The organism is Streptococcus sanguinis (genome assembly GCF_013343115.1).
Taxonomy (GTDB): domain Bacteria; phylum Bacillota; class Bacilli; order Lactobacillales; family Streptococcaceae; genus Streptococcus; species Streptococcus sanguinis_H.
Map to the genome: position 1 here is coordinate 713,537 of NZ_CP054570.1, position 20,125 is coordinate 733,661.

The 20,125-nt window shown below is 45.0% G+C and carries 21 protein-coding genes; all 21 read left to right on the forward strand.

The window, feature by feature from the left end; all coding sequences use genetic code 11:
* Window positions 1-5 precede the first annotated feature (5 nt).
* The 21 genes from FOC72_RS03520 (at window position 6) to FOC72_RS03620 (ending at window position 20,125) form a co-directional block, all read left to right on the forward strand.
* A complete protein-coding gene (locus tag FOC72_RS03520) occupies window positions 6-716 on the forward strand; it encodes a class I SAM-dependent methyltransferase (protein WP_002895171.1) in 711 nt (236 codons plus the stop codon).
* A gap of 147 nt (window positions 717-863) precedes the next feature.
* Window positions 864-1,673 (forward strand): acyltransferase family protein, encoded by an 810-nt coding sequence (locus FOC72_RS03525; protein WP_002895174.1) that lies wholly within the window; start codon window positions 864-866, stop codon window positions 1,671-1,673.
* Window positions 1,674-1,908: 235 nt separating this feature from the next.
* Window positions 1,909-2,499 (forward strand): HD domain-containing protein, encoded by a 591-nt coding sequence (locus FOC72_RS03530; RefSeq protein WP_002895177.1) that lies wholly within the window; start codon window positions 1,909-1,911, stop codon window positions 2,497-2,499.
* A gap of 105 nt (window positions 2,500-2,604) precedes the next feature.
* Complete coding sequence (gene recJ / locus FOC72_RS03535; RefSeq protein WP_002895179.1) at window positions 2,605-4,827, forward strand: single-stranded-DNA-specific exonuclease RecJ; 2,223 nt, start codon at window positions 2,605-2,607, stop codon at window positions 4,825-4,827.
* A 274-nt stretch (window positions 4,828-5,101) separates the two neighbouring features.
* Entirely contained in the window at window positions 5,102-5,614 is a 513-nt protein-coding gene (locus FOC72_RS03540; RefSeq protein WP_002895180.1) for an adenine phosphoribosyltransferase, read from the forward strand.
* 147 nt (window positions 5,615-5,761) lie between these two features.
* A complete protein-coding gene (gene metA / locus FOC72_RS03545) occupies window positions 5,762-6,703 on the forward strand; it encodes a homoserine O-acetyltransferase MetA (RefSeq protein WP_002895181.1) in 942 nt (313 codons plus the stop codon).
* An 8-nt stretch (window positions 6,704-6,711) separates the two neighbouring features.
* Window positions 6,712-7,392, forward strand: coding sequence for a DnaD domain-containing protein (locus tag FOC72_RS03550; RefSeq protein WP_002895182.1), 681 nt, complete (start codon window positions 6,712-6,714; stop codon window positions 7,390-7,392).
* A gap of 67 nt (window positions 7,393-7,459) precedes the next feature.
* Complete coding sequence (gene yghU, locus FOC72_RS03555) at window positions 7,460-8,248, forward strand: glutathione-dependent disulfide-bond oxidoreductase (protein WP_002895183.1); 789 nt, start codon at window positions 7,460-7,462, stop codon at window positions 8,246-8,248.
* Between the two features lie 141 nt (window positions 8,249-8,389).
* The gene (locus tag FOC72_RS03560) at window positions 8,390-9,079 is read left to right on the forward strand and encodes a tRNA (adenine(22)-N(1))-methyltransferase (protein WP_002895185.1); all 690 of its coding nucleotides are present in this window, start codon (window positions 8,390-8,392) and stop codon (window positions 9,077-9,079) included.
* Window positions 9,066-9,863 carry a Nif3-like dinuclear metal center hexameric protein gene (locus FOC72_RS03565; RefSeq protein WP_002895186.1) on the forward strand — a complete coding sequence of 266 codons (798 nt, stop codon included), beginning with the start codon at window positions 9,066-9,068 and terminating at the stop codon, window positions 9,861-9,863. Before FOC72_RS03560 ends, FOC72_RS03565 begins: the two co-directional genes overlap by 14 nt.
* Before the next feature lie 11 nt (window positions 9,864-9,874).
* Window positions 9,875-10,969 (forward strand): NAD(P)/FAD-dependent oxidoreductase, encoded by a 1,095-nt coding sequence (locus FOC72_RS03570; RefSeq protein WP_002895187.1) that lies wholly within the window; start codon window positions 9,875-9,877, stop codon window positions 10,967-10,969.
* Window position 10,970: 1 nt separating this feature from the next.
* The gene (locus tag FOC72_RS03575; RefSeq protein WP_002895188.1) at window positions 10,971-11,441 is read left to right on the forward strand and encodes an 8-oxo-dGTP diphosphatase; all 471 of its coding nucleotides are present in this window, start codon (window positions 10,971-10,973) and stop codon (window positions 11,439-11,441) included.
* A 22-nt stretch (window positions 11,442-11,463) separates the two neighbouring features.
* Window positions 11,464-12,288, forward strand: coding sequence for a ZIP family manganese transporter TmpA (tmpA, locus tag FOC72_RS03580; protein WP_002895189.1), 825 nt, complete (start codon window positions 11,464-11,466; stop codon window positions 12,286-12,288).
* Window positions 12,289-12,412: 124 nt separating this feature from the next.
* A complete protein-coding gene (rfbA, locus tag FOC72_RS03585) occupies window positions 12,413-13,282 on the forward strand; it encodes a glucose-1-phosphate thymidylyltransferase RfbA (RefSeq protein ID WP_002913447.1) in 870 nt (289 codons plus the stop codon).
* 4 nt (window positions 13,283-13,286) lie between these two features.
* A complete protein-coding gene (locus tag FOC72_RS03590; RefSeq protein ID WP_032914144.1) occupies window positions 13,287-13,880 on the forward strand; it encodes a dTDP-4-dehydrorhamnose 3,5-epimerase family protein in 594 nt (197 codons plus the stop codon).
* Between the two features lie 213 nt (window positions 13,881-14,093).
* On the forward strand, window positions 14,094-15,140 hold the full coding sequence (gene rfbB / locus FOC72_RS03595; RefSeq protein ID WP_032914145.1) for a dTDP-glucose 4,6-dehydratase: 1,047 nt from the start codon (window positions 14,094-14,096) through the stop codon (window positions 15,138-15,140).
* 203 nt (window positions 15,141-15,343) lie between these two features.
* Window positions 15,344-15,943: a hypothetical protein gene (locus FOC72_RS03600; RefSeq protein ID WP_002895194.1), complete on the forward strand. Its 600-nt coding sequence runs from the start codon at window positions 15,344-15,346 to the stop codon at window positions 15,941-15,943.
* 90 nt (window positions 15,944-16,033) lie between these two features.
* Window positions 16,034-16,894 (forward strand): GNAT family N-acetyltransferase, encoded by an 861-nt coding sequence (locus FOC72_RS03605; RefSeq protein WP_002895195.1) that lies wholly within the window; start codon window positions 16,034-16,036, stop codon window positions 16,892-16,894.
* Window positions 16,895-16,958: 64 nt separating this feature from the next.
* On the forward strand, window positions 16,959-17,591 hold the full coding sequence (locus FOC72_RS03610) for a copper homeostasis protein CutC (RefSeq protein WP_032914146.1): 633 nt from the start codon (window positions 16,959-16,961) through the stop codon (window positions 17,589-17,591).
* A 32-nt stretch (window positions 17,592-17,623) separates the two neighbouring features.
* Window positions 17,624-18,295 (forward strand): MmcQ/YjbR family DNA-binding protein, encoded by a 672-nt coding sequence (locus tag FOC72_RS03615; protein WP_002895197.1) that lies wholly within the window; start codon window positions 17,624-17,626, stop codon window positions 18,293-18,295.
* 87 nt (window positions 18,296-18,382) lie between these two features.
* Window positions 18,383-20,125 (forward strand): ABC transporter ATP-binding protein, encoded by a 1,743-nt coding sequence (locus tag FOC72_RS03620; protein WP_002895198.1) that lies wholly within the window; start codon window positions 18,383-18,385, stop codon window positions 20,123-20,125.

The following is a 20,125-nucleotide window of genomic DNA, read 5'->3' on the forward strand; positions in this document are numbered from 1 at the left end:
GTTTTATGACAGCTAATCTACAAGCCTACAAAGCTCATCTGCAGGCGCCTTGGGGCAAGCTTCAGTATGATATTATTTTTGCTTTTCTTGAGTCGCTGAAGGGCCAGAAAATCCTTGATTTTGGCAGCGGTTTTGGAATTGTGGCTGATTTTCTAGCGGAAAAGAACCAAGTGACCGCCATCGAGCCAAACTCAGAAATGATTGCTGAGCGCAAGCAGGACTTTTCCTATGAGCAATTGCAAGGCAGCTTGGACCTTCTGCAAACATTACAAGACCAATCTTTTGATGTCATCGTTTGTCATAATGTCTTAGAGTATGTATCTGACCCTGCTCTTTATTTAGCAGAATTTTCCCGTCTCTTAAAAAAGGACGGCAAAATTTCTCTGGTCAAGCATCACGAAGTTGGGCGGATTATGCATACAGTGGTTTTTGAAAATGACCCAGAAAAGGCCCAGCAGCTTTTGGCGGGTCAGGAATATCAAACCCACAGCATGGGAGCTGCAAAGGTCTATCAGATTAAAGAAGTGATTTCAGGTCTTCCATTAGAAGTTGAGGATTATCAGGGAGTACGAATTTTTTACGGGCTGCAATCCAATTACTACAAAACTGCCCCTGACTGGGCTGAAAAGATGCTTGAGATGGAGCTGGCTGTCTGCAACCAATCTCCTTATCGAGACATCGCTGCCTTTCAGCATGTTTGGCTAGTCAAGTCCTAAATTGAATGAAAAAGCGCTCATTTACATCTTAAACAAACCTCGTAAGGAGAAAACTTGATGCAAGGGAGAGAAGTCATAGAGCCAGGGTAGCCAGTCAATTATGCCCTGCTCAGCCTTTTTCAATATATCGCTTCTGTGTTTGTGATTATGGTCCATTGCCAGAGGCTTTTTGAACATGAAGCTCTACATTTTATTCAGAAGAGTATGTTTGGCCGCATGGCGGTCCCTTTCTTTTTAATTTCTTCAGCCTATTTTTTCCGAGTACGCTGGAAGCAAGAGCCTCAAGACGTGAAACTTACTCTGTATATTAAAGGTATTTTAAAGGTCTATGGCTTTTGGAGCTTGGTCTATCTCCCCTATGCTTTGACTTATTTCCAATCTCTGCATTTCCCCCTCTATCTAGCTCCTCTGGCTATTCTAGCAGCGCTCCTCTACATCGGAATGAGTTACCAGCTCCGGTATATCCCCGCCTTTCTCTTAGGCTTGCTGCTGGTCCATTTTTTGTATAGGAAGTTGGGTCCCAAGAAAACATTTGCCCTTTTGTTAATTCTCTACGCCTTAGGTGCTATTGAGACTTATCACGCCTATCTGTCGCCTAGTCTGCTGACAGACTGGTATGATGCTTATGCCAAGCTCTTTTTCACCAGCAGGAATGGCCTCTTCTATACGCCCATTTTTATCTATTTAGGCTACTTTCTAGCTGATTACGGGCAGATAGCCTTATTTCAGAAAAAACGCTGGCTGTCTCTTCTGTTGGCAAGTCTTTTCCTAGCAGGCGAAGGAATACTGGTTTACATCAGGCAGGGACTGGATAAAAACTTTTTCTTTGCTCTCATTCCCTTTACGCTCTTCTTATTCAATTGGCTGTTAAAAACTCAGTGGAAGCGTAAAAAAAAACTGGCGACATTTAAAAGATTTAAGTATCCTTTATTTCTTTCTCCATCCTATCTTTATTGAGTTATCTTTCTTTCTGCTCAAATCCCAGCAGCTGACCAAGTGGGAAAATGGCCGTTGGACCTTCCTTCTGACGATTATCCTAACCCATCTGACGTCAGAGTTGGTGATTCGATGGCGAGGGAAAAAACAGAAAAGAAGTGAAAGTTTAGTTTTTGAAGAAAATCATATAGAACGTTAAGAGCAACTATCAATTTTGAATAGAATTAGCTATAAAAACATTTCAAAGGAGTTCCACATGCTTAAACGTCTACAACAGCAACTGGCTTTTACCAATGAGCTGGAAAAGCTGAAAGCCACTCATCGCAACAATCGAACCTTGGACGCCTATCGTTTTGAGAATTCTGCTGAGCATAGTTGGCAGGGGGCGCTTATGGCGCTAGTCTTTCGAGAATATATCCCCGAAGAAGTCAATCTGGAAAAGGTCATGTCTATGTTACTGATTCATGATTTGGGCGAAATATATGCTGGCGATACCTTTATCTTTGACGATGTGGGCAAGAGCGATTCTTACGATAGAGAGTTTGAGTCCTTGAAAATCAGTTTAGACAAGCTGCCGTCGGATCAGCAGGAATCCTTTTTAGGGCTTTGGCAGGAGTTTGAAACCGGTATTAGCATGGAGGCTAAATATGCCCGAGTGCTGGATGCTCTGGTTCCCCTGCTCAATCACTTGGAAGTCGCTCAGCCCCATGACAACCCTCATGGCCTGACCAAGTCGCAGGTCATCGCAAAGAAATCCTTTATCCAAGAAACCTCTGAAAATCTTTGGGAATTGGCTCAGGAAGTTATTGACCAAAGTGTTGCCAAGGGGCTTTACCTAGATGAGTGATCCTGAGAGTTTTGCTCGTAGATAGAAAGTTTGAGACTGGTTGAACCAGTCTTTTCGTGTTATAATATTCAGACAAGATTGAACGGAGAAAGTGTTTCACTTATCATGATTAGCTCAAAATACGACTGGCAGTTTGCCACAAATTTTACAGACGAAAAATTTTTAAAAAAGGCCAAGAAAGCCGGATTGGAACCCGCCGCTGCCAGTCTCCTTTACCAAAGAGGTGTGCAGACTGAAGAGGCTTTACAGGAATTTTTGGAGCCTAGTTTAGACCAGCTTCACGACCCTTATGATCTGCATGATATGGAGCGGGCAGTGAATCGCATTCGCTCAGCAATTGAGAATTATGAACAGATTTTAATCTATGGTGATTATGATGCTGATGGGATGACCTCGGCATCGATTGTCAAGGAAACCTTGGAGCAGCTGGGGGCTGAGTGTCAAGTTTATCTGCCTAATCGCTTTACGGACGGTTATGGTCCTAATAGCAGTGTTTACAAGTATTTTATTGAAAATCAAGGCATCTCGCTCATTATTACAGTGGATAATGGAGTAGCGGGCCTCGAAGCTATCGATCTGGCCCAATCTCTGGGCGTGGATGTCATCGTGACGGATCACCACTCCATGCCTGAGGAGTTGCCAAATGCCTATGCGATTGTTCATCCGGAACATAGAGGAGCGGATTACCCTTTCAAGCATCTAGCTGGTTGTGGAGTGGCTTTTAAGTTGGCAACAGCCTTGCTGGAAGAAGTCCAAGTCGAACTTTTGGACTTAGTGGCTATCGGTACCATTGCTGATATGGTCAGTCTGACGGGAGAGAATCGGATTTTGGTCAAATACGGCCTTTCCGTCCTCAAAAATACCCAGCGGGTGGGTCTTCAGGAGCTCTTCAAAATCGCAGGCATTCAGCCAGATGAGCTAGACGAAGAAACGGTTGGCTTCCAGCTTGCTCCTCGACTCAATGCACTGGGACGGCTGGATGATCCAAATCCAGCGGTTGAGCTTTTAACAGGCTTTGATGACGAAGAAGCTCGTGATATTGCGCTTATGATTAACCAGAAAAATGACGAGCGCAAGGAAATCGTCCAGCAGATTTATGAAGAAGCACAAACCATGCTGGACCCTAAGAGACCAGTGCAGGTACTGGCTAAGGAAGGCTGGAATCCTGGAGTGCTAGGGATTGTCGCTGGGCGCTTGCTGGAAGAGTTGCACCAGCCAGTCATAGTGCTCAATATTGAGGATGGTATCGCTAAGGGCAGCGCCCGCAGTATTGAAGCGGTCAATATTTTTGAAGCCTTGGACAGTCATCGTGATCTCTTTGTAGCTTTTGGTGGCCATGCTGGAGCGGCTGGAATGACCCTTGAAGCAGACAAACTAGCAGAGCTATCTGATATCCTGACAGCCTACATCTTAGACAATGATTTAGATTTGACTGGCAAAACAGTCCTGTATTTGGACGAGGAGCTGCACCTGCCAGAACTGACCCTGGATACACTCAAAAGCTTTGAAAAACTGGCGCCTTTTGGTATGGATAATAAGAAGCCGCTTTTTTACCTCAAGGATTTTAAAGTGGACAATACTCGGACTATGGGAGCTGGCAATAGCCATCTCAAGCTAAAAATTTCTCAACAAGATGCATCTTTTGAAGTAGTAGCTTTTGGGCAAGGAAGCCTGGCGACAGAGTTTGCCCAAACCAAGAATCTGGAGCTGGCTGTCAGCCTCTCTGTTAATAAATGGAATGGACAGACTAGTCTCCAGCTCATGCTGGTAGATGCTCGTGTGGACGGCGTTCAGCTTTTCAATATCCGCAGCAAAAATGCGACGCTGCCTGACAAGGTTCCAGTCTTGCGTTTCACAGAAGAGCTGCCAGATTTGACAAATAGCAGAGCGGTTGTGGTTTATGACCTGCCTGATGATTTGCAGGACTTGAAGACGATTTTTCAGTCTCAGGATTTCGAAGCTATTTACTTTAAGAATGAGATTGCCAAGCCTTACTATCTGACTGGTTATGGTAACCGTGAGCAATTTGCCAAACTCTACAAGACTATCTATCAGTTTCCCGAGTTTGACGTTCGCTATAAGCTTAAGGATCTAGCAGCTTATCTGAAAATTGACCCAATTCTCTTGGTCAAAATGATTCAAATTTTTGAAGAGCTGGGCTTTGTCAGCATCACAGAAGGAGTCATGACGGTCAATAAGGAAGCTGAAAAGAAAGAAATTGACAGCAGTCACATTTACCAAGACCTCAAGCGCCTAGTCAAAGAACAAGAACTCATGGCACTGGGAACTGTGCAGGAGATTTATGATTATTTGATGGAAGCAGACTGAAAATTGTTCAGCTAATCTCGTTAAAAAGTGAGTGTCTTGGACCTATGGCTCAGCATGTTAGGGAAAAGGAAGTTTCGCTCTTGGAACTAGTAGAAAAACGATAATAAAGAATAACCAACTTAATCCCGGCCTCAATGTGATGGTCTATGAATGGCTCAGACATGATTTTTCAGATTAAATAATAGATACCAATAAAAAGTAAGTTTTCTGTTACCATTTGGATGAAAAAGTGATATAATAGAGAGTAAAAAATTTTTTTGAAAGAAAGTATATCATGAATTTAAAAGATTACATTGCAACAATCGAAAATTATCCTAAGGAAGGCGTGACATTCCGTGATATCAGCCCATTGATGGCTGACGGAAATGCATATAGCTACGCTGTTCGTGAGATTGTTCAGTATGCGACAGACAAGAAGATTGACATGATCGTTGGACCGGAAGCTCGTGGCTTTATCGTGGGTTGTCCAGTTGCCTTTGAGTTAGGAATCGGCTTTGCTCCAGTCCGTAAGCCTGGTAAGCTTCCTCGTGAGGTTATCTCAGCTGACTATGAAAAAGAGTATGGTATGGATACCTTGACCATGCATGCGGATGCTATCAAGCCAGGTCAGCGCGTTCTGATTGTCGATGATCTTCTTGCGACTGGTGGAACAGTGAAGGCAACGATTGAGATGATTGAGCGCCTTGGCGGCGTAGTAGCTGGCTGTGCCTTCCTTATTGAGCTGGATGAGCTCAATGGTCGCGAAGCTATCGGTGAATACGACTACAAGGTTCTGATGCACTATTAATACATAGTTTCTAGCTATATCTAGTTAGAGAAAAAGTATAATTGAAAACTATATCTCCTTTCAGTATAATGAAAGTACATTGGATAAACAAAGAATAGGCTGGAAAAGTATTTCCAAGCCTTTCTAACGATTGAAGGAGATATTTTCATGCCAATTAAGATTGATAAGAAACTGCCAGCTGTTGACATTTTAAGTTCTGAGAATATTTTTGTCATGGATGACGACAGGGCGGACCATCAGGATATCCGCCCTCTGAATATTCTGGTACTCAATCTCATGCCCCAGAAAATGGTGACGGAGACTCAGATACTGCGCCATTTGGCTAATACCCCGCTGCAGTTGACTATTGACTTCCTCTACATGAGCTCTCACCAGTCTAAAACGACACGTGCAGAGCATATGGAGACTTTCTATAAGACTTTTGATGAGGTTAAGAATCGCTATTTTGATGGCTTGATTATCACTGGTGCGCCAGTAGAGCATCTGCCTTTTGAAGCGGTGGACTACTGGGAAGAGTTCCAGCAGGTGATTGAATGGTCCAAGACCCATGTCTTTTCGACTCTGCATATCTGTTGGGGAGCTCAGGCTGGACTTTACGCTCGCTACGGCGTTGACAAGCACCAGATGATGCGCAAATTATCGGGTGTTTATAGCCAGTCAGCTGATAGCAGCAATCTGCTTTTCCGTGGCTTTGACGATGAGTTTTATGCACCGCATTCCCGTCATACTGAAGTTCTGAAGGAAGATATTGTCAACCTGACCAATCTGGAAATTCTCTCATATGGTGAAGATACCGGCCTCTCCGTGCTGGCTAGCCGAGACTTGCGAGAGGTGTATAGCTTCGGTCACATGGAATACGACCGCGATACTCTATCCAAGGAGTATTTCCGCGATTTAAAGGCGGGCAAGAATCCACACATTCCAGAGAATTATTTCAAAAACGATGATGTCCATGCTACACCGGCCTTGCGTTGGAGTTCAGCCGCGGCACTCTTTTTCAGCAATTGGGTCAATTACGCTGTCTATCAGGAGACGCCTTTTGACTGGGAAAGTCCTGAAAATGATGTATCGTTTTTTGCTTATCTATAAGAGGTAACATGACTTATTTATCAGCTTTTAAATCGGGCAATCTTGTAATCCCGAGTGCCCTTCTTTTACATTTTAAGGACATCTTTGATTCCAGCGATGATTTTTTGGTCTGGCAGTTTTTCTATCTGCAAAATACGACTTCTCTGGAAGAGCTGGCGCCTAGTCAGATTGCGGAGCATATTGGCAAGACCCTGTCGGAAGTCAATCGCTCTATGTCCCATTTGACGGAGAAAGGTCTCTTACAGTATAAGACCATTGAGCTGAATGGAGAGACAGAGGTTATCTTTGATGCTTCACCGGCTTTGGAAAAGCTGGATGAACTGCTGGCAGCAAAAAGCGGTCATCAGACTGTAGCAAAGGCGCCTCAGAATGTCTTGAAAGATTTGGTTGAGACCTTTCAGCAGGAGCTGGGTCGTCTCTTGACACCCTTTGAAATTGAGGACTTGACCAAGACTGTTCAAGATGATAAAACCAATCCTGACTTGGTCAAGGCTGCCCTTCGTGAGGCTGTGTTTAATGGCAAGGCCAACTGGAAGTATATTCAGGCTATCTTGCGCAATTGGCGTAAAGAAGGCATCACTACGCTTGTTCAGGTAGAAGCCAAACGGGAAGAACGTGAAGCAGCTAATCCTCAAAACGTGACAGTTTCAGATGATTTCCTCAATGCCATGAATTTGTGGAAGGACTGACTTTATTAGATTTATAGTGGCCTGTTAGATATGACAGGCCCTTGGTTTTATAAAAAAGGAGAAAAGTATGACCTATCAATTGCCAAAAGTCTGGTCTGCTGCGGACAGCGACCAAGGGAAATTTTCAGGTATCAATCAGCCTACTGCTGGCGCACGCTTTGAGCAGAAGCTTCCTGTTGGTAGAGAGCCTTTTCAGCTTTATTCGCTTGGAACTCCAAATGGGGTCAAGGTGACGATTATGCTGGAGGAACTGCTGGCAGCAGGGGTGACAGAGGCAGCCTATGACCTCTATAAGATCAGCATCATGGATGGCGAGCAGTTTGGCTCAGATTTTGTGAAAATCAATCCCAACTCCAAGATTCCGGCCTTGTTGGACCAGTCAGGTCATAAGCCGATTCCTGTCTTTGAATCGGCGAATATCTTGCTCTATCTGACAGAGAAGTTTGGAAAGCTAATTCCGTCAGATTTGGTCGGTCGGACTGAGGTGCTCAACTGGCTCTTCTGGCAGACAGGAGCTGCGCCCTTTTTGGGAGGCGGATTCGGTCATTTCTTTAACTATGCTCCAGAAAAGCTAGAATATCCCATCAACCGCTTTACGATGGAAGCCAAGCGACAGCTGGATTTATTGGACAAAGAATTGGCCAAGAAAGCTTATATCGCTGGAGATGACTACAGTATTGCTGATATTGCTATCTGGTCTTGGTATGGGCAGTTAGTACAGGATAAGCTCTATCCAGGCGCAGCTGAGTTCTTGGATGCTGCATCCTACAAACATCTATCTGCTTGGGCGGAGAAGATTGCAGCTCGTCCGGCAGTCCAGCGTGGTTTAGCTTCTGAGTATCAGGAAATTAAATAAATAAGTGTCGGGTGGGAATATCCCATCACCAAGTGACGAGACAAAATCAGTTTATCAACAGGCTGATTTTTCTTTCGTTGCTTTTTTTATACCCTTAAAAATGATATACTGAATAGAAGAATGTTTAGAAAAGAGTGAGCAATGCAAAAAAAGACTATTTCCCAACGCTTGGAGCGAGTAGCTGCTTTTGTGCCGGATGGGGCTAAGCTGCTGGATGTTGGGAGCGATCACGCCTATCTGCCTATTTACCTGATTCAGGAGGGACGGATTGAGAATGCTCTAGCCGGAGAAGTGGTAGAAGGCCCTTTTCAGTCTGCCCAGAAAAATGTGGCAGAGCATGGGCTGACGAAGCAGATTGAGGTTCGTCTTGCCAATGGTCTGGCGGCTTTTGAAGTGGAAGATCAGATTGATACTATCGTTATAGCTGGCATGGGTGGTCGCTTGATTTCAGAGATTTTGGAAAATGGCAGAGCTAAGCTTGGAGCTATTTCCCGCTTGATTTTGCAGCCCAATAACCGAGAGGATGAGCTTCGCAGCTGGCTGGTATCTAACGGTTTTCGTTTGCTGGCTGAGGATATCTTAGAAGAGGCGGGGAAGTTTTACGAAATCCTGGTAGCAGAAGCTGGCCAGCAAACTTTAACAGAGCAAGAAAAGCGTTTTGGGCCTTTTCTAATGAAGCAACAGTCACCTGCTTTTCAGCTAAGATGGCAGAAAGAACTGAAGAAACTAGAAGGAGCACTAGCCCATATCCCAGAAAAGAATGAGCTGGAACGCTCTGCTATGTCTCAAAAAAACGAAAGTATCAAGGAGGTGCTCCATGTTAGCAAGTGAAATCATCACCCGATATGAAGCCTATTGCCCGCAAGAACTGTCCATGGAGGGCGACATTTCAGGTCTGCAAATCGGGACTTTGGATAAGGAAGTGGACAAGGTTCTAGTGGCGCTGGATATTCGTGAGCAGACGGTGGCGGAGGCTATTGAGGCAAATGCTGGACTGATTATCGTTAAGCATGCGCCTATCTTTCGCCCGCTCAAAGACCTAGTGGCAGATAAGGCACAAAATCAAATCATTTTAGATCTTATCAAGCATGATATTGCTGTCTATGTCAGCCATACCAATATTGATGTCGTGGAGGACGGGCTTAATGATTGGTTCTGCCAGCTTTTAGAGATTGAGGAGACAAGTTATCTTAGTCAGACGGGGCCAGATTACGGTATTGGCCGCGTAGGGAAGATTGCTCCTCAGACCTTTGGGGACTTTGCGGCTAAGATCAAGGCAACTTTTGGACTAGATAGTTTGCGTCTGGTCGCTTATGAAGAAGCGGATCTCGAACGCGTGATTGAGCGTGTAGCTATCTGCGGTGGCAGCGGTCAGTCCTTTTATCCAGAGGCTATTTCCAAGGGAGCGCAGGTCTACATTACAGGTGATATTTACTATCACACAGCCCAGGAAATGCTGACAGAAGGTCTTTTGGCGCTGGATCCTGGACACCATATCGAGGTTCTTTTCACGGAAAAATTGAAAGAAAAGCTTGATTCTTGGAAGGCAGAAGAGGGCTGGGAGATTGAGATTCTATCTAGCCAGGCTTGGACCAATCCTTTCCGCCATATTTGAGAGGGAGCGACATGAAAAAAGTAGCAGTGATTGGAGCTGGGATTGTTGGCTCAACAGCCGCTTACTATCTATCCAAATCCCCAGATGTGGAAGTGACTGTCTTTGATGACGGCAAGGGGCAGGCAACCAAGGCAGCCGCTGGCATTATCAGTCCTTGGTTTTCCAAGCGGCGCAATAAGGCTTGGTACAGGATGGCGCGTCTGGGCGCTGATTTTTATCAGGACTTGATTGCGGAACTGAAATCGGCTGGAATCCAGACAGACTTTTACCAACAGACAGGTGTTTATCTGCTGAAAAAGGATGAGAGCAAGCTGCAGGAGCTTTATGATTTGGCTGCTAATCGTCGTGAAGAGTCGCCCTTAATAGGGGACTTGAGTCTTCTCAGCCTTCAGGAAGCCCATGAGAAATTTCCAGACTTGCAAGGCTTTGAGCGGCTTCTTTATGCTTCCGGTGGTGCCCGTGTGGAGGGAGCACTCTTGACGGAGACGCTTGTGAAAGCAAGCAAGGCAGAGTTGGTTGAGAAAAAGGCAAGCTTGACAGTAGATGGAGAGCAACTTCTTGTGGACGGACGCAGATTTGACTGTGTTATCTTAGCTGTGGGGGCTTGGCTAGGAGAAATCTTGCAGCCACTGGGCTATAAGACAGATGTTCGGCCGCAAAAGGGACAGCTACGTGATTTTAAGCTGGCTGAAAAGACGGATGACTACCCTGTGGTTATGCCTGAGGGCGAGCTGGATATTATTCCCTTTCCAGCAGGCAAGGTCAGCGTCGGTGCTAGCCATGAAAATGATCAGGGCTTTGATTTAACGGTAGATAAGAAAGTGCTGGATCAGTTGCAGCGAGAAGCGGAAACTTACTTGCCAAGGTTGTCTAATGCAGAGATTCTAGGTGAGCGCGTGGGAATACGGGCTTATACCAGTGACTTTGCGCCTTTCTTCGGAGCTGTACCAGATTTGCTAAATGTCTACGCTGCCAGCGGATTAGGCTCTTCTGGTCTGACAACTGGCCCGCTCATCGGATGCCAATTGGCTCAGATGGCTTTGGGAGAAGCGGGGCTGCTGAATCCAGCTGACTATCCTATTGAACAGTATGTGAAGAAGGTTTGATATGACAGAAACCATTTTGAATTGGGTCAATATTTGTGTGAAAAAAGATGATGAAATTTTACTGCTTAATCGCCAGCATGATAACTTTAAAGGGTGGATACAACCAGGCGGGAAGGTGGAGTTTCCAGAATCTTTTTTCGAAGCTGCAAGGCGCGAATTAAAAGAAGAAACAGGGCTGACTGCTCTAAACATGAAATTGAAGGGAATTTCAGGCTTCACTAATCCGAGTAAAAAAGAACGGTATGTGTATTACGATTTTCTTTGTACTGCCTTTGAGGGGCAAGTTAGGGGAAACGATCATGAAGGGGAGCCCAAATGGTGGAAGATTTCGGAACTTGGCCAAATAGATATGCAGGACGACATACGTGAACGTTTGCCTCTCTACTGGCGGAAAGGCTCTTTCGAGCGGATTCATTACTGGAATGAGGAAAAACACTGTATAGGGGAAACCAAGACGATTTTGTATGATTGATTTCAGAGGATAAGGAGAAGTTATGGACTGGTTACGATCGCAGCCTGTAGTTATGCAGGCATTCTTGGCTGGGCTTTTTACATGGGGATGTACCATTGTGGGCTCGGCTGTTGTATTTTTCTTTAAACAGGTCAGTCGCAAGTTGCTGGATATTATGATGGGCTTTGCGGCAGGCGTCATGATTGCGGCTTCCTTTTGGTCGCTTTTGGCACCGTCAATTGAGTATGCGGAGGTTTCTTATGGTAAGCTATCCTGGTTGCCTGCGGCGATTGGCTTTTTAGTGGGAGGTTTTTTCCTGCGGCTGATTGATGCTGTGGTGCCTCACTTGCACTTGAGCAAGGATATTTCGGAGGCAGAGAGTGTTCCCGAGCATAGCCGAAATAAGCTGTCCAAGACTGCTCTGCTCTTTTTAGCCATTACCATTCACAATTTTCCAGAAGGTTTGGCAGTCGGAGTAGCCTTTGGTGCTTTGGCCGCCAATCCTAGCCTGGAAGCCTTTGTCGTCGCAATTGGCCTAGCTTTGGGAATTGGCCTGCAAAACGTCCCAGAAGGAGCGGCTCTGTCCATTCCGATTCGGACGGACGGCAAGTCTCGGCTTAAAGCCTTTTATTGGGGTTCCATGTCTGCGATTGTAGAGCCAATTGGGGCTGTTCTGGGGGCAGTGGCTGTTATGGCTATGACGGCTATTCTGCCCTATGCCCTATCCTTTGCGGCGGGTGCTATGATTTTCGTGGTGGTAGAGGAGCTGATACCGGATTCGCAGACCAATGGCAATACTGATGTGGCGACTTTAGGTCTCATGGTGGGCTTTGTTCTCATGATGGTCTTGGATGTGGCTTTGGGATAGTTTAATTGGGCTTCTGACCTTTGGTGTCAGAAGTTTTTCATTCTGGGGAATCATCATATAAAAAGTGACATTCGTTTGCAAAAATGATAAAATAAAGGGAATATATAACAGAGAGGAAACTCATATGAAAGGTATTATTCTTGCAGGTGGTTCTGGTACACGTTTGTATCCATTGACCCGCGCTGCGTCAAAACAGCTCATGCCGGTTTATGACAAACCCATGATTTATTATCCACTGTCAACTCTTATGCTGGCTGGCATCAAGGACATCTTGATTATCTCCACTCCGACGGATTTGCCTCGTTTTGAGGATTTGCTGGGAGATGGCTCTGAGTTTGGTATCAAGCTCTCTTATGCAGAGCAGCCAAGTCCGGATGGATTGGCACAAGCCTTTATCATTGGGGCTGATTTTATTGGAGATGACCGCGTGGCGCTGATTCTTGGGGATAATATTTACCATGGCCCAGGTTTGAGTAAAATGCTCCAAAATGCTGCGGCTAAGGAAAAAGGGGCAACAGTTTTTGGCTACCATGTTAAGGATCCAGAACGCTTTGGTGTAGTAGAATTTGATGAGAATATGAATGCTATTTCCATCGAAGAAAAACCGGAACAGCCTCGCTCTAACTATGCAGTGACTGGACTCTATTTCTATGATAACGATGTTGTAGAAATTGCCAAGAACATCAAGCCAAGTCCTCGCGGAGAATTAGAAATTACAGATGTTAACAAGGCTTACTTGGAACGTGGTGATTTGTCTGTTGAGCTCATGGGACGTGGTTTTGCCTGGTTGGATACAGGTACCCACGAAAGTCTCTTAGAGGCAGCTCAATATATCGAAACAGTTCAGCGTATGCAGAACGTTCAGGTGGCAAATCTGGAAGAAATTGCCTATCGTATGGGCTATATCACTAAAGAGCAAGTGCACGAATTGGCGCAGCCGTTGAAAAAGAATGAATATGGCCACTATCTCTTGCGTTTGATTGGAGAAGAATAAGAAGATGACGGAACAATTTTTTGATAAGGAATTAGCAGCGCGTGAGATTCCTGGAATTCCTGGAATGCTGGAGTTTGATATCCCTGTTCGTGGGGACAATCGAGGCTGGTTTAAGGAGAATTTCCAAAAGGAAAAAATGCTGCCGCTAGGCTTCCCTGAAAGCTTCTATGCAGAAGGGAAACTGCAAAATAATGTCAGCTTTTCTCGTAAAAATGTCCTGCGTGGTCTTCATGCTGAGCCATGGGATAAGTACATTTCAGTCGCTGACGATGGTAAAGTACTAGGCTCATGGGTAGACTTACGTGAGGGTGAAACCTTTGGTAACACCTACCAGACAGTCATTGATGCCAGCAAGGGGATTTTTGTGCCGCGTGGTGTAGCCAACGGCTTCCAAGTCCTTTCTGACACTGTTTCTTATAGCTATCTGGTAAACGACTATTGGGCTTTGGAGCTCAAACCGAAGTATGCCTTTGTCAACTATGCAGACCCAGCTCTAGGCATCCAGTGGGAAAACCTAGAAGCAGCAGAAGTCTCAGAAGCAGACAAGAACCATCCATTACTCAAGGATGTAAAACCTCTAAGAAAAGAAGATTTGTAAGAAGAGTGAATAGAACAAGTGTTTGAATATATTATCTATTTCTTGCTGATTATATTCTATTTTCTTATTTCTCTAGGACCATTAGGATTCATTCTGATGATGGTTCTCCTCTTTTTGTTTATTTTCTTAGCCCTTTATATAATTTCAAAATTACTATTTTTTACGAAACAAATAATTCCTTATTTTGTTTTATTATGGAGAAAAAATAAATCAATGACTGAATACAAAAAGATTATTGTGACAGGCGGAGCTGGTTTTATCGGTTCTAACTTTGTCCACTATGTTTACAATAACTTTCCAGATGTCCATGTGACAGTACTGGACAAGCTGACTTACGCGGGTAATCGGGCTAATATTGAAGAAATTTTAGGCGACCGCGTTGAGTTGGTTGTTGGAGATATTGCTGATGCAGCTTTGGTAGATAAGCTGGCTTCCGAAGCTGATGCTATCGTTCACTATGCGGCAGAAAGCCACAATGACAACTCACTCAATGACCCGAGTCCGTTTATCCACACCAACTTTATCGGAACTTACACACTCTTGGAAGCAGCTCGTAAATACGACATTCGTTTCCACCATGTATCGACTGACGAAGTCTATGGGGACCTGCCTCTGCGTGAAGATTTGCCAGGTCATGGCGAAGGACCAGGTGAGAAATTTACTGCTGAAACCAAGTACAATCCAAGCTCACCTTACTCATCAACCAAGGCAGCTTCAGACTTAATCGTTAAAGCTTGGGTGCGTTCATTTGGCGTGAAAGCGACGATTTCTAACTGTTCAAACAACTATGGTCCTTACCAGCACATTGAGAAGTTCATTCCGCGCCAGATCACCAATATCTTGAGCGGTATCAAGCCAAAACTCTATGGTGAAGGCAAGAATGTCCGTGACTGGATTCATACCAATGACCATTCATCAGGTGTTTGGACGATTTTGACCAAGGGACAAATCGGCGAAACTTACTTGATTGGTGCTGATGGTGAGAAGAATAATAAGGAAGTTCTAGAGCTGATTCTCAAGGAAATGGGACAGCCAGCTGATGCTTATGACCATGTGACAGACCGTGCCGGCCACGACCTTCGCTATGCCATTGATGCCAGCAAGCTCCGCGATGAGCTAGGATGGAAGCCAGAGTTCACCAACTTTGAAGCAGGTCTAAGAGAGACCATCAAGTGGTACACGGATAACCAAGACTGGTGGAAATCAGAAAAAGAAGCAGTCGAAGCCAACTATGCTAAGACTCAGGAAGTAATTAAGTAAGAATAGGCTATCTATGATGAGCCTTGTAAAACTAGCGCTATGTGATTGAGAGGCTGGGAGTATCTGTCCCAGCCTTTTCTCACAAGATTGTTAGCTTTTTAATATGTTTGTTACAGAAAATTATGCAAAAATAGTGTAAAATAAGATAAATCCTTTCTGTGTTTTTAGCTAAAGGGATTTTCTCAAATTAAAGGAATACAAACATGAAAATGGTAAAAAGAGTAGTGGGAATTGCTTTGGTGCTGTTGCTTGCAGCGGTGCTGTTTCTAGTTCCTGCATCTGTTAATCAAAGTGAACAATTAAAAAATGTTCAAGGCAGTGCTTCCTGGATGAGTATTATTGAGCCGGCTTTGAGCAATGCCAATGTGACGGCTCAGGGAGTCAGCACAGAAGTTTCTCTCAATAGCGTCCAGCTTAATCAGGTGCTCAAGTCTTCTCTGACTGACTCTGAGAATCAGGAGCTGCTGAACAGTGTTTACAGTATTGAAGGCAATAAGCTACGCATCCAGTATCCAGTCAAACTGCTCTTTATTGACAGTAAGCTGGACCTAGAGGTGGATGTGACGGTGAGAGATAATGTCTTGCACATCACAATCGATAGTGCCAAGCTGGGCTCTCTTCCTATCCCTAAATCTTGGGTGACAGGCATGCTGAAGCAACAAATGCAGGCCTCTAATTCATCTATCACAACGGAGGGAGATAGTTTCCTTCTAGCTCTGCCGCAGAGTCAATTCAGCATTAACAAGATCAGCTTCCAGAACGGTGCTGCTAAAATCCAGTTCAGCATGGGCTATGGATTCTAAAAAAGAAAACTTCATTTGAGGAGGAGTCCTTCCGAATCAAATGGAGTTTTTATACTATTATTTGAGCAATAGCATTGTGAGGGAGAGAAGATGCCTATTCCCAATATCCAGCAAGAGGAGCTGATTATTATTGATGACAATCTGCGTTTGCGGGCCTATGATGGTCAGTTTGAGCTGGCCTTGGACTGGTACCAAGATCCAGATATGATTTATATGATTGATGGCAGAAGAGAGCCCTATTCGCCGGAGCGAGTTCAAAGGATGTATGATTATCTTGCTAGGCAAGGTGAAGTGTATTTTATTGAGGTTTGGGAGCAGGAGTGCTGGCTGGCCATTGGGGATGTGACCTTTTGGCAAGATGATTTGCCTATTATCATTGGAAATGCGGACTACCGTAGGAAAGGAGTTGGCAAGAAAGTTCTTTCTGCTTTGATACAGCGCGCACGCAATCTAGACTATCAAAAACTAGCAGTTCAAGAAATTTACGATTTCAATCAGCCCTCTCGCAGTTTGTTTGAGTCGCTTGGTTTCTATCCAACCCTTGCTACAGAGAAAGGCAGATCCTATACACTTGATTTGACCTTGTCCATAGCGCAGATCCAGCCCAGTCAGTTCTACCTTTCACGGGAAAAGCTGGACAGGATTTGTATTGATTTTGACCAACAAGAACTTGAAGCTTTACCTGTCAAGCGTATGGATGGAAAAGTTTTCTTTACTGATGGACATAGCAGAGCCTTTAAGGCTTATCAGGCTGGCCTCTCTCATATTCCCATCTATTATGATAGGGACGAGCTTAACTGGGTCTTTTATCGATACTGTGTCCAGGCTTGTCAAGAAAGAGGCATCTTCTCGATAGCTGATTTACAGAACCGCATCTTGTCCAAGGAAGACTATCAGACTAATTGGCTTGATTGGTGTAAGAGAGAAGCTAGAAAATTTGATAAGAGCTGATATCGCGAAGCTCTTGTGTTATAATAGGTAGAGGGAATCAATATATTAAATCAGAGGTGAGATGATGCTTTATGAATTTTGTGCGGAAAATGTAACTTTGTTAGAAAAGGCTATGAGGGCGGGAGCTCAACGGATTGAGCTCTGTGATAATCTGGCTGTCGGTGGTACGACGCCCAGCTATGGCGTAATTCGAGCAGCAGTTGACTTAGCCAAGCTTTATGGTGCGACAGTGATGACCATGATTCGGCCTCGGGGCGGTGATTTTGTTTACTCGGATCTTGAAATTGAGATTATGCTGGCAGATATCCAAAAAGCCAAGGAAGCCGGGAGTCAGGGAGTGGTCTTTGGTGTCTTGACGGAGAAGAACGAAATAGATGTTTCGAAGATGCAGCGCCTGCTGGAGGCTTGCAAGGGACTGGAAGTAGTCTTCCACATGGCTTTTGATGCCATACCGGCTGAATACCAGTTTGGCGAAATAGACTGGCTGATTGAGAACGGTGTCCAGCGAATTTTGACCCACGGAGGACCTGCCAGTGAGCCGATTGAGAAGCATTTTGCTTGGCTGGATGAGTTAATCGAGCATGCTGCTGATCGGATTGATATCATGCCGGGCGGTGGCATTCATCTGGGCAATCGTCAGCAAATTATAGACAGTCTGGCAGTTGACCAGCTGCATGGAACTAAAATTGTATTTTAAGGAGGAGAAGGGCTCTAGCGGCTCCTAATAAAATGTTGGAACTATTTGAAAAATACAAGTCTAATCTAAATAAGCTTCAGACTTACGGCTTTAAGGAGTCTGATGGAGCTTACCGTTTCTCGCAGAAGATTATGAAGGGTGACTTTCGCTTGGAAGTGACTATCAGAGATGCAGAGCTAGACTATCAGGTTTTTGACTGCGATACTGATGACGCCTATGTGCAGGTCAAGATGGAGCAGGTGACGGGGGAGTTTGTCGGTCAGGTTCGTGAAGCTTGTCAGGCAGCTCTTCTGGCTATCCGTCAGCACTGTTTTGATGAGGTTGGCTTTCTCTATGAGCAGAGTAAGCGACTGCGGGATCATGCGGCTGAGGTTTATCAGGGGCAAATAGAGTACCTCTGGGAGAAGTCGTCCAGAAAGAGCTCGACCAAGGCTGGAGTTTTCCGCCACCAGGACAGTAAAAAATGGTATGGGGCTTTTCTGACCACAGACTGGTCTAAGTTTGAAGCAGAGCGAAGCGGCGCTATTGAGGTGCTAAATGTTAAGAATGATCATGTAGCAGAACTGATTCAGAAAAAGGGGATTTATCCAGCCTTTCACATGAATAAGAAATATTGGCTCAGTCTGCCCTTGGATGATAGCCTGAGCGATCAGGAAATCTTTGATTTACTGGCTGTTAGTTACCAGCTGACCAGTAAAAAATAGAATCGAAGCACAGCGCTCCAATCCGCTGTGTTTCATTTTTCCTTAAAAAACAGTATAATAAAAAGACTAGTAAGAATAGGAGAAATTATGAACCTCATTAGAAAATTAGCCTGGTTTTTTAAGTTAGAAAAGCGGCGCTATATCATCGGTATCCTGGCCTTGTCCTTGGTCAGTGTCTTCAATCTGATACCGCCCAGAGTCATCGGTCAGGTTATTGACCGAATTGCTAGCAAACATCTGACTTCTCAAGAGCTGCTCTTTAATTTGCTGTTGCTGATTGCTTCAGCTTTTATCATGTACGGCCTCCGTTATGTCTGGCGTCTTTATATCTTAGGGACGTCTAATAATCTGGGACGAATTCTGCGCTCTCGATTGTTCGAGCACTTTACTCACATGTCTCCCTCTTTTTATCAGAAATACCGTACAGGGGACTTGATGGCTCATGCGACCAACGATATCAATGCAATTGTCAGTCTGGCTGGGGGTGGAGTCATGTCAGCTGTGGATGCTTCTATTACAGCCCTGGTGACCCTGCTGACTATGTTTTTCGTTTTGGACTGGCGGCTAACCTTGATTGCCATTGTGCCCATGCCCTTCTTGTCGTGGGGTACGGGCTTGATTGGCCGAAAAAATCATGAAAGTTTTAAGGCTGCTCAAGAGGCGTTTTCGGATTTGAACAATAAGGTTCAGGAGAGTGTTTCAGGGATTCGAGTGACCAAGTCCTTTGGTTATCAGGAGGCGGAGACTCAGTCTTTTGCCAAGACCAATCAGGAGGTCTACGAAAAAAACGTTTTGGCTGCCAAGTACGATTCTCTTTTTGACCCCTTGGTTTTGCTTTTTATCGGTCTTTCTTATGTTTTGACCTTGATTTTCGGTGGAATTTTTATCTCCCAAGGGCAGTTTACCATAGGAGAGTTGGTTACTTTTATCACTTATCTGGATATGCTGGTTTGGCCGCTGCAGGCTACAGGCTATCTTTTTAACATCGGCCAGCGAGGTGCTGTTTCCTATGAACGGATTGAGAAACTGCTGGCTCAGGAGTCAGATGTCAAGGAAGCTGAACAACCCCTCTCTCATGCGGAAAATGGTCGATTGGATTATGACATTCGGAAGTTTGCTTATGCAGAGGGGACTAGTTTATCGGATATTTATTTTTCTATTGAGCAGGGACAGACACTGGGAATTGTCGGTCAGACGGGCTCAGGGAAGACCACTCTTCTGCGCTTGCTGCTGCGGGAGCAAGATATTCAGGAGGGGGCTATCTATTTGAATGGACATGATATCCGAGAGTACCGTCTCAAAGACTTGCGCCGTCTTATCGGCTATGTACCACAGGAACAGATGCTTTTTGCTCTGTCCATTCGGGACAATATCCGTTTTGCTAATCCCCAGCTGACAGATAGCCAGGTTCTAGCTGCCGCTAAACTATGCGGTGTGTATGAGGATATTCAGGCTATGCCAGAGGGGCTGGATACGGTTGTCGGTGAGCGGGGCTTGTCCTTATCTGGTGGGCAGAAGCAGCGCTTGGCGATGAGTCGGGCTATTATTACCAATCCTGAAATCCTGATTTTGGATGATTCCCTGTCGGCTGTTGATGCCAAGACAGAGCATCTGATTTTAGAAAATCTAAAGTCAGAGCGTGCTGGCAAGACAACCATCATCACAGCTCATCGGCTGTCAGCCTTGGTGCATGCAGACCTGATTTTGGTTATGGAAGAGGGGCGTATCAAGGAGCGGGGCACCCACCAAGAGCTATTGGAGCAAAAGGGCTGGTATGCCCAGACTTATCATAATCAGCAGCTGGCAGAAAGCTTGAAGGAGGAAGATTAA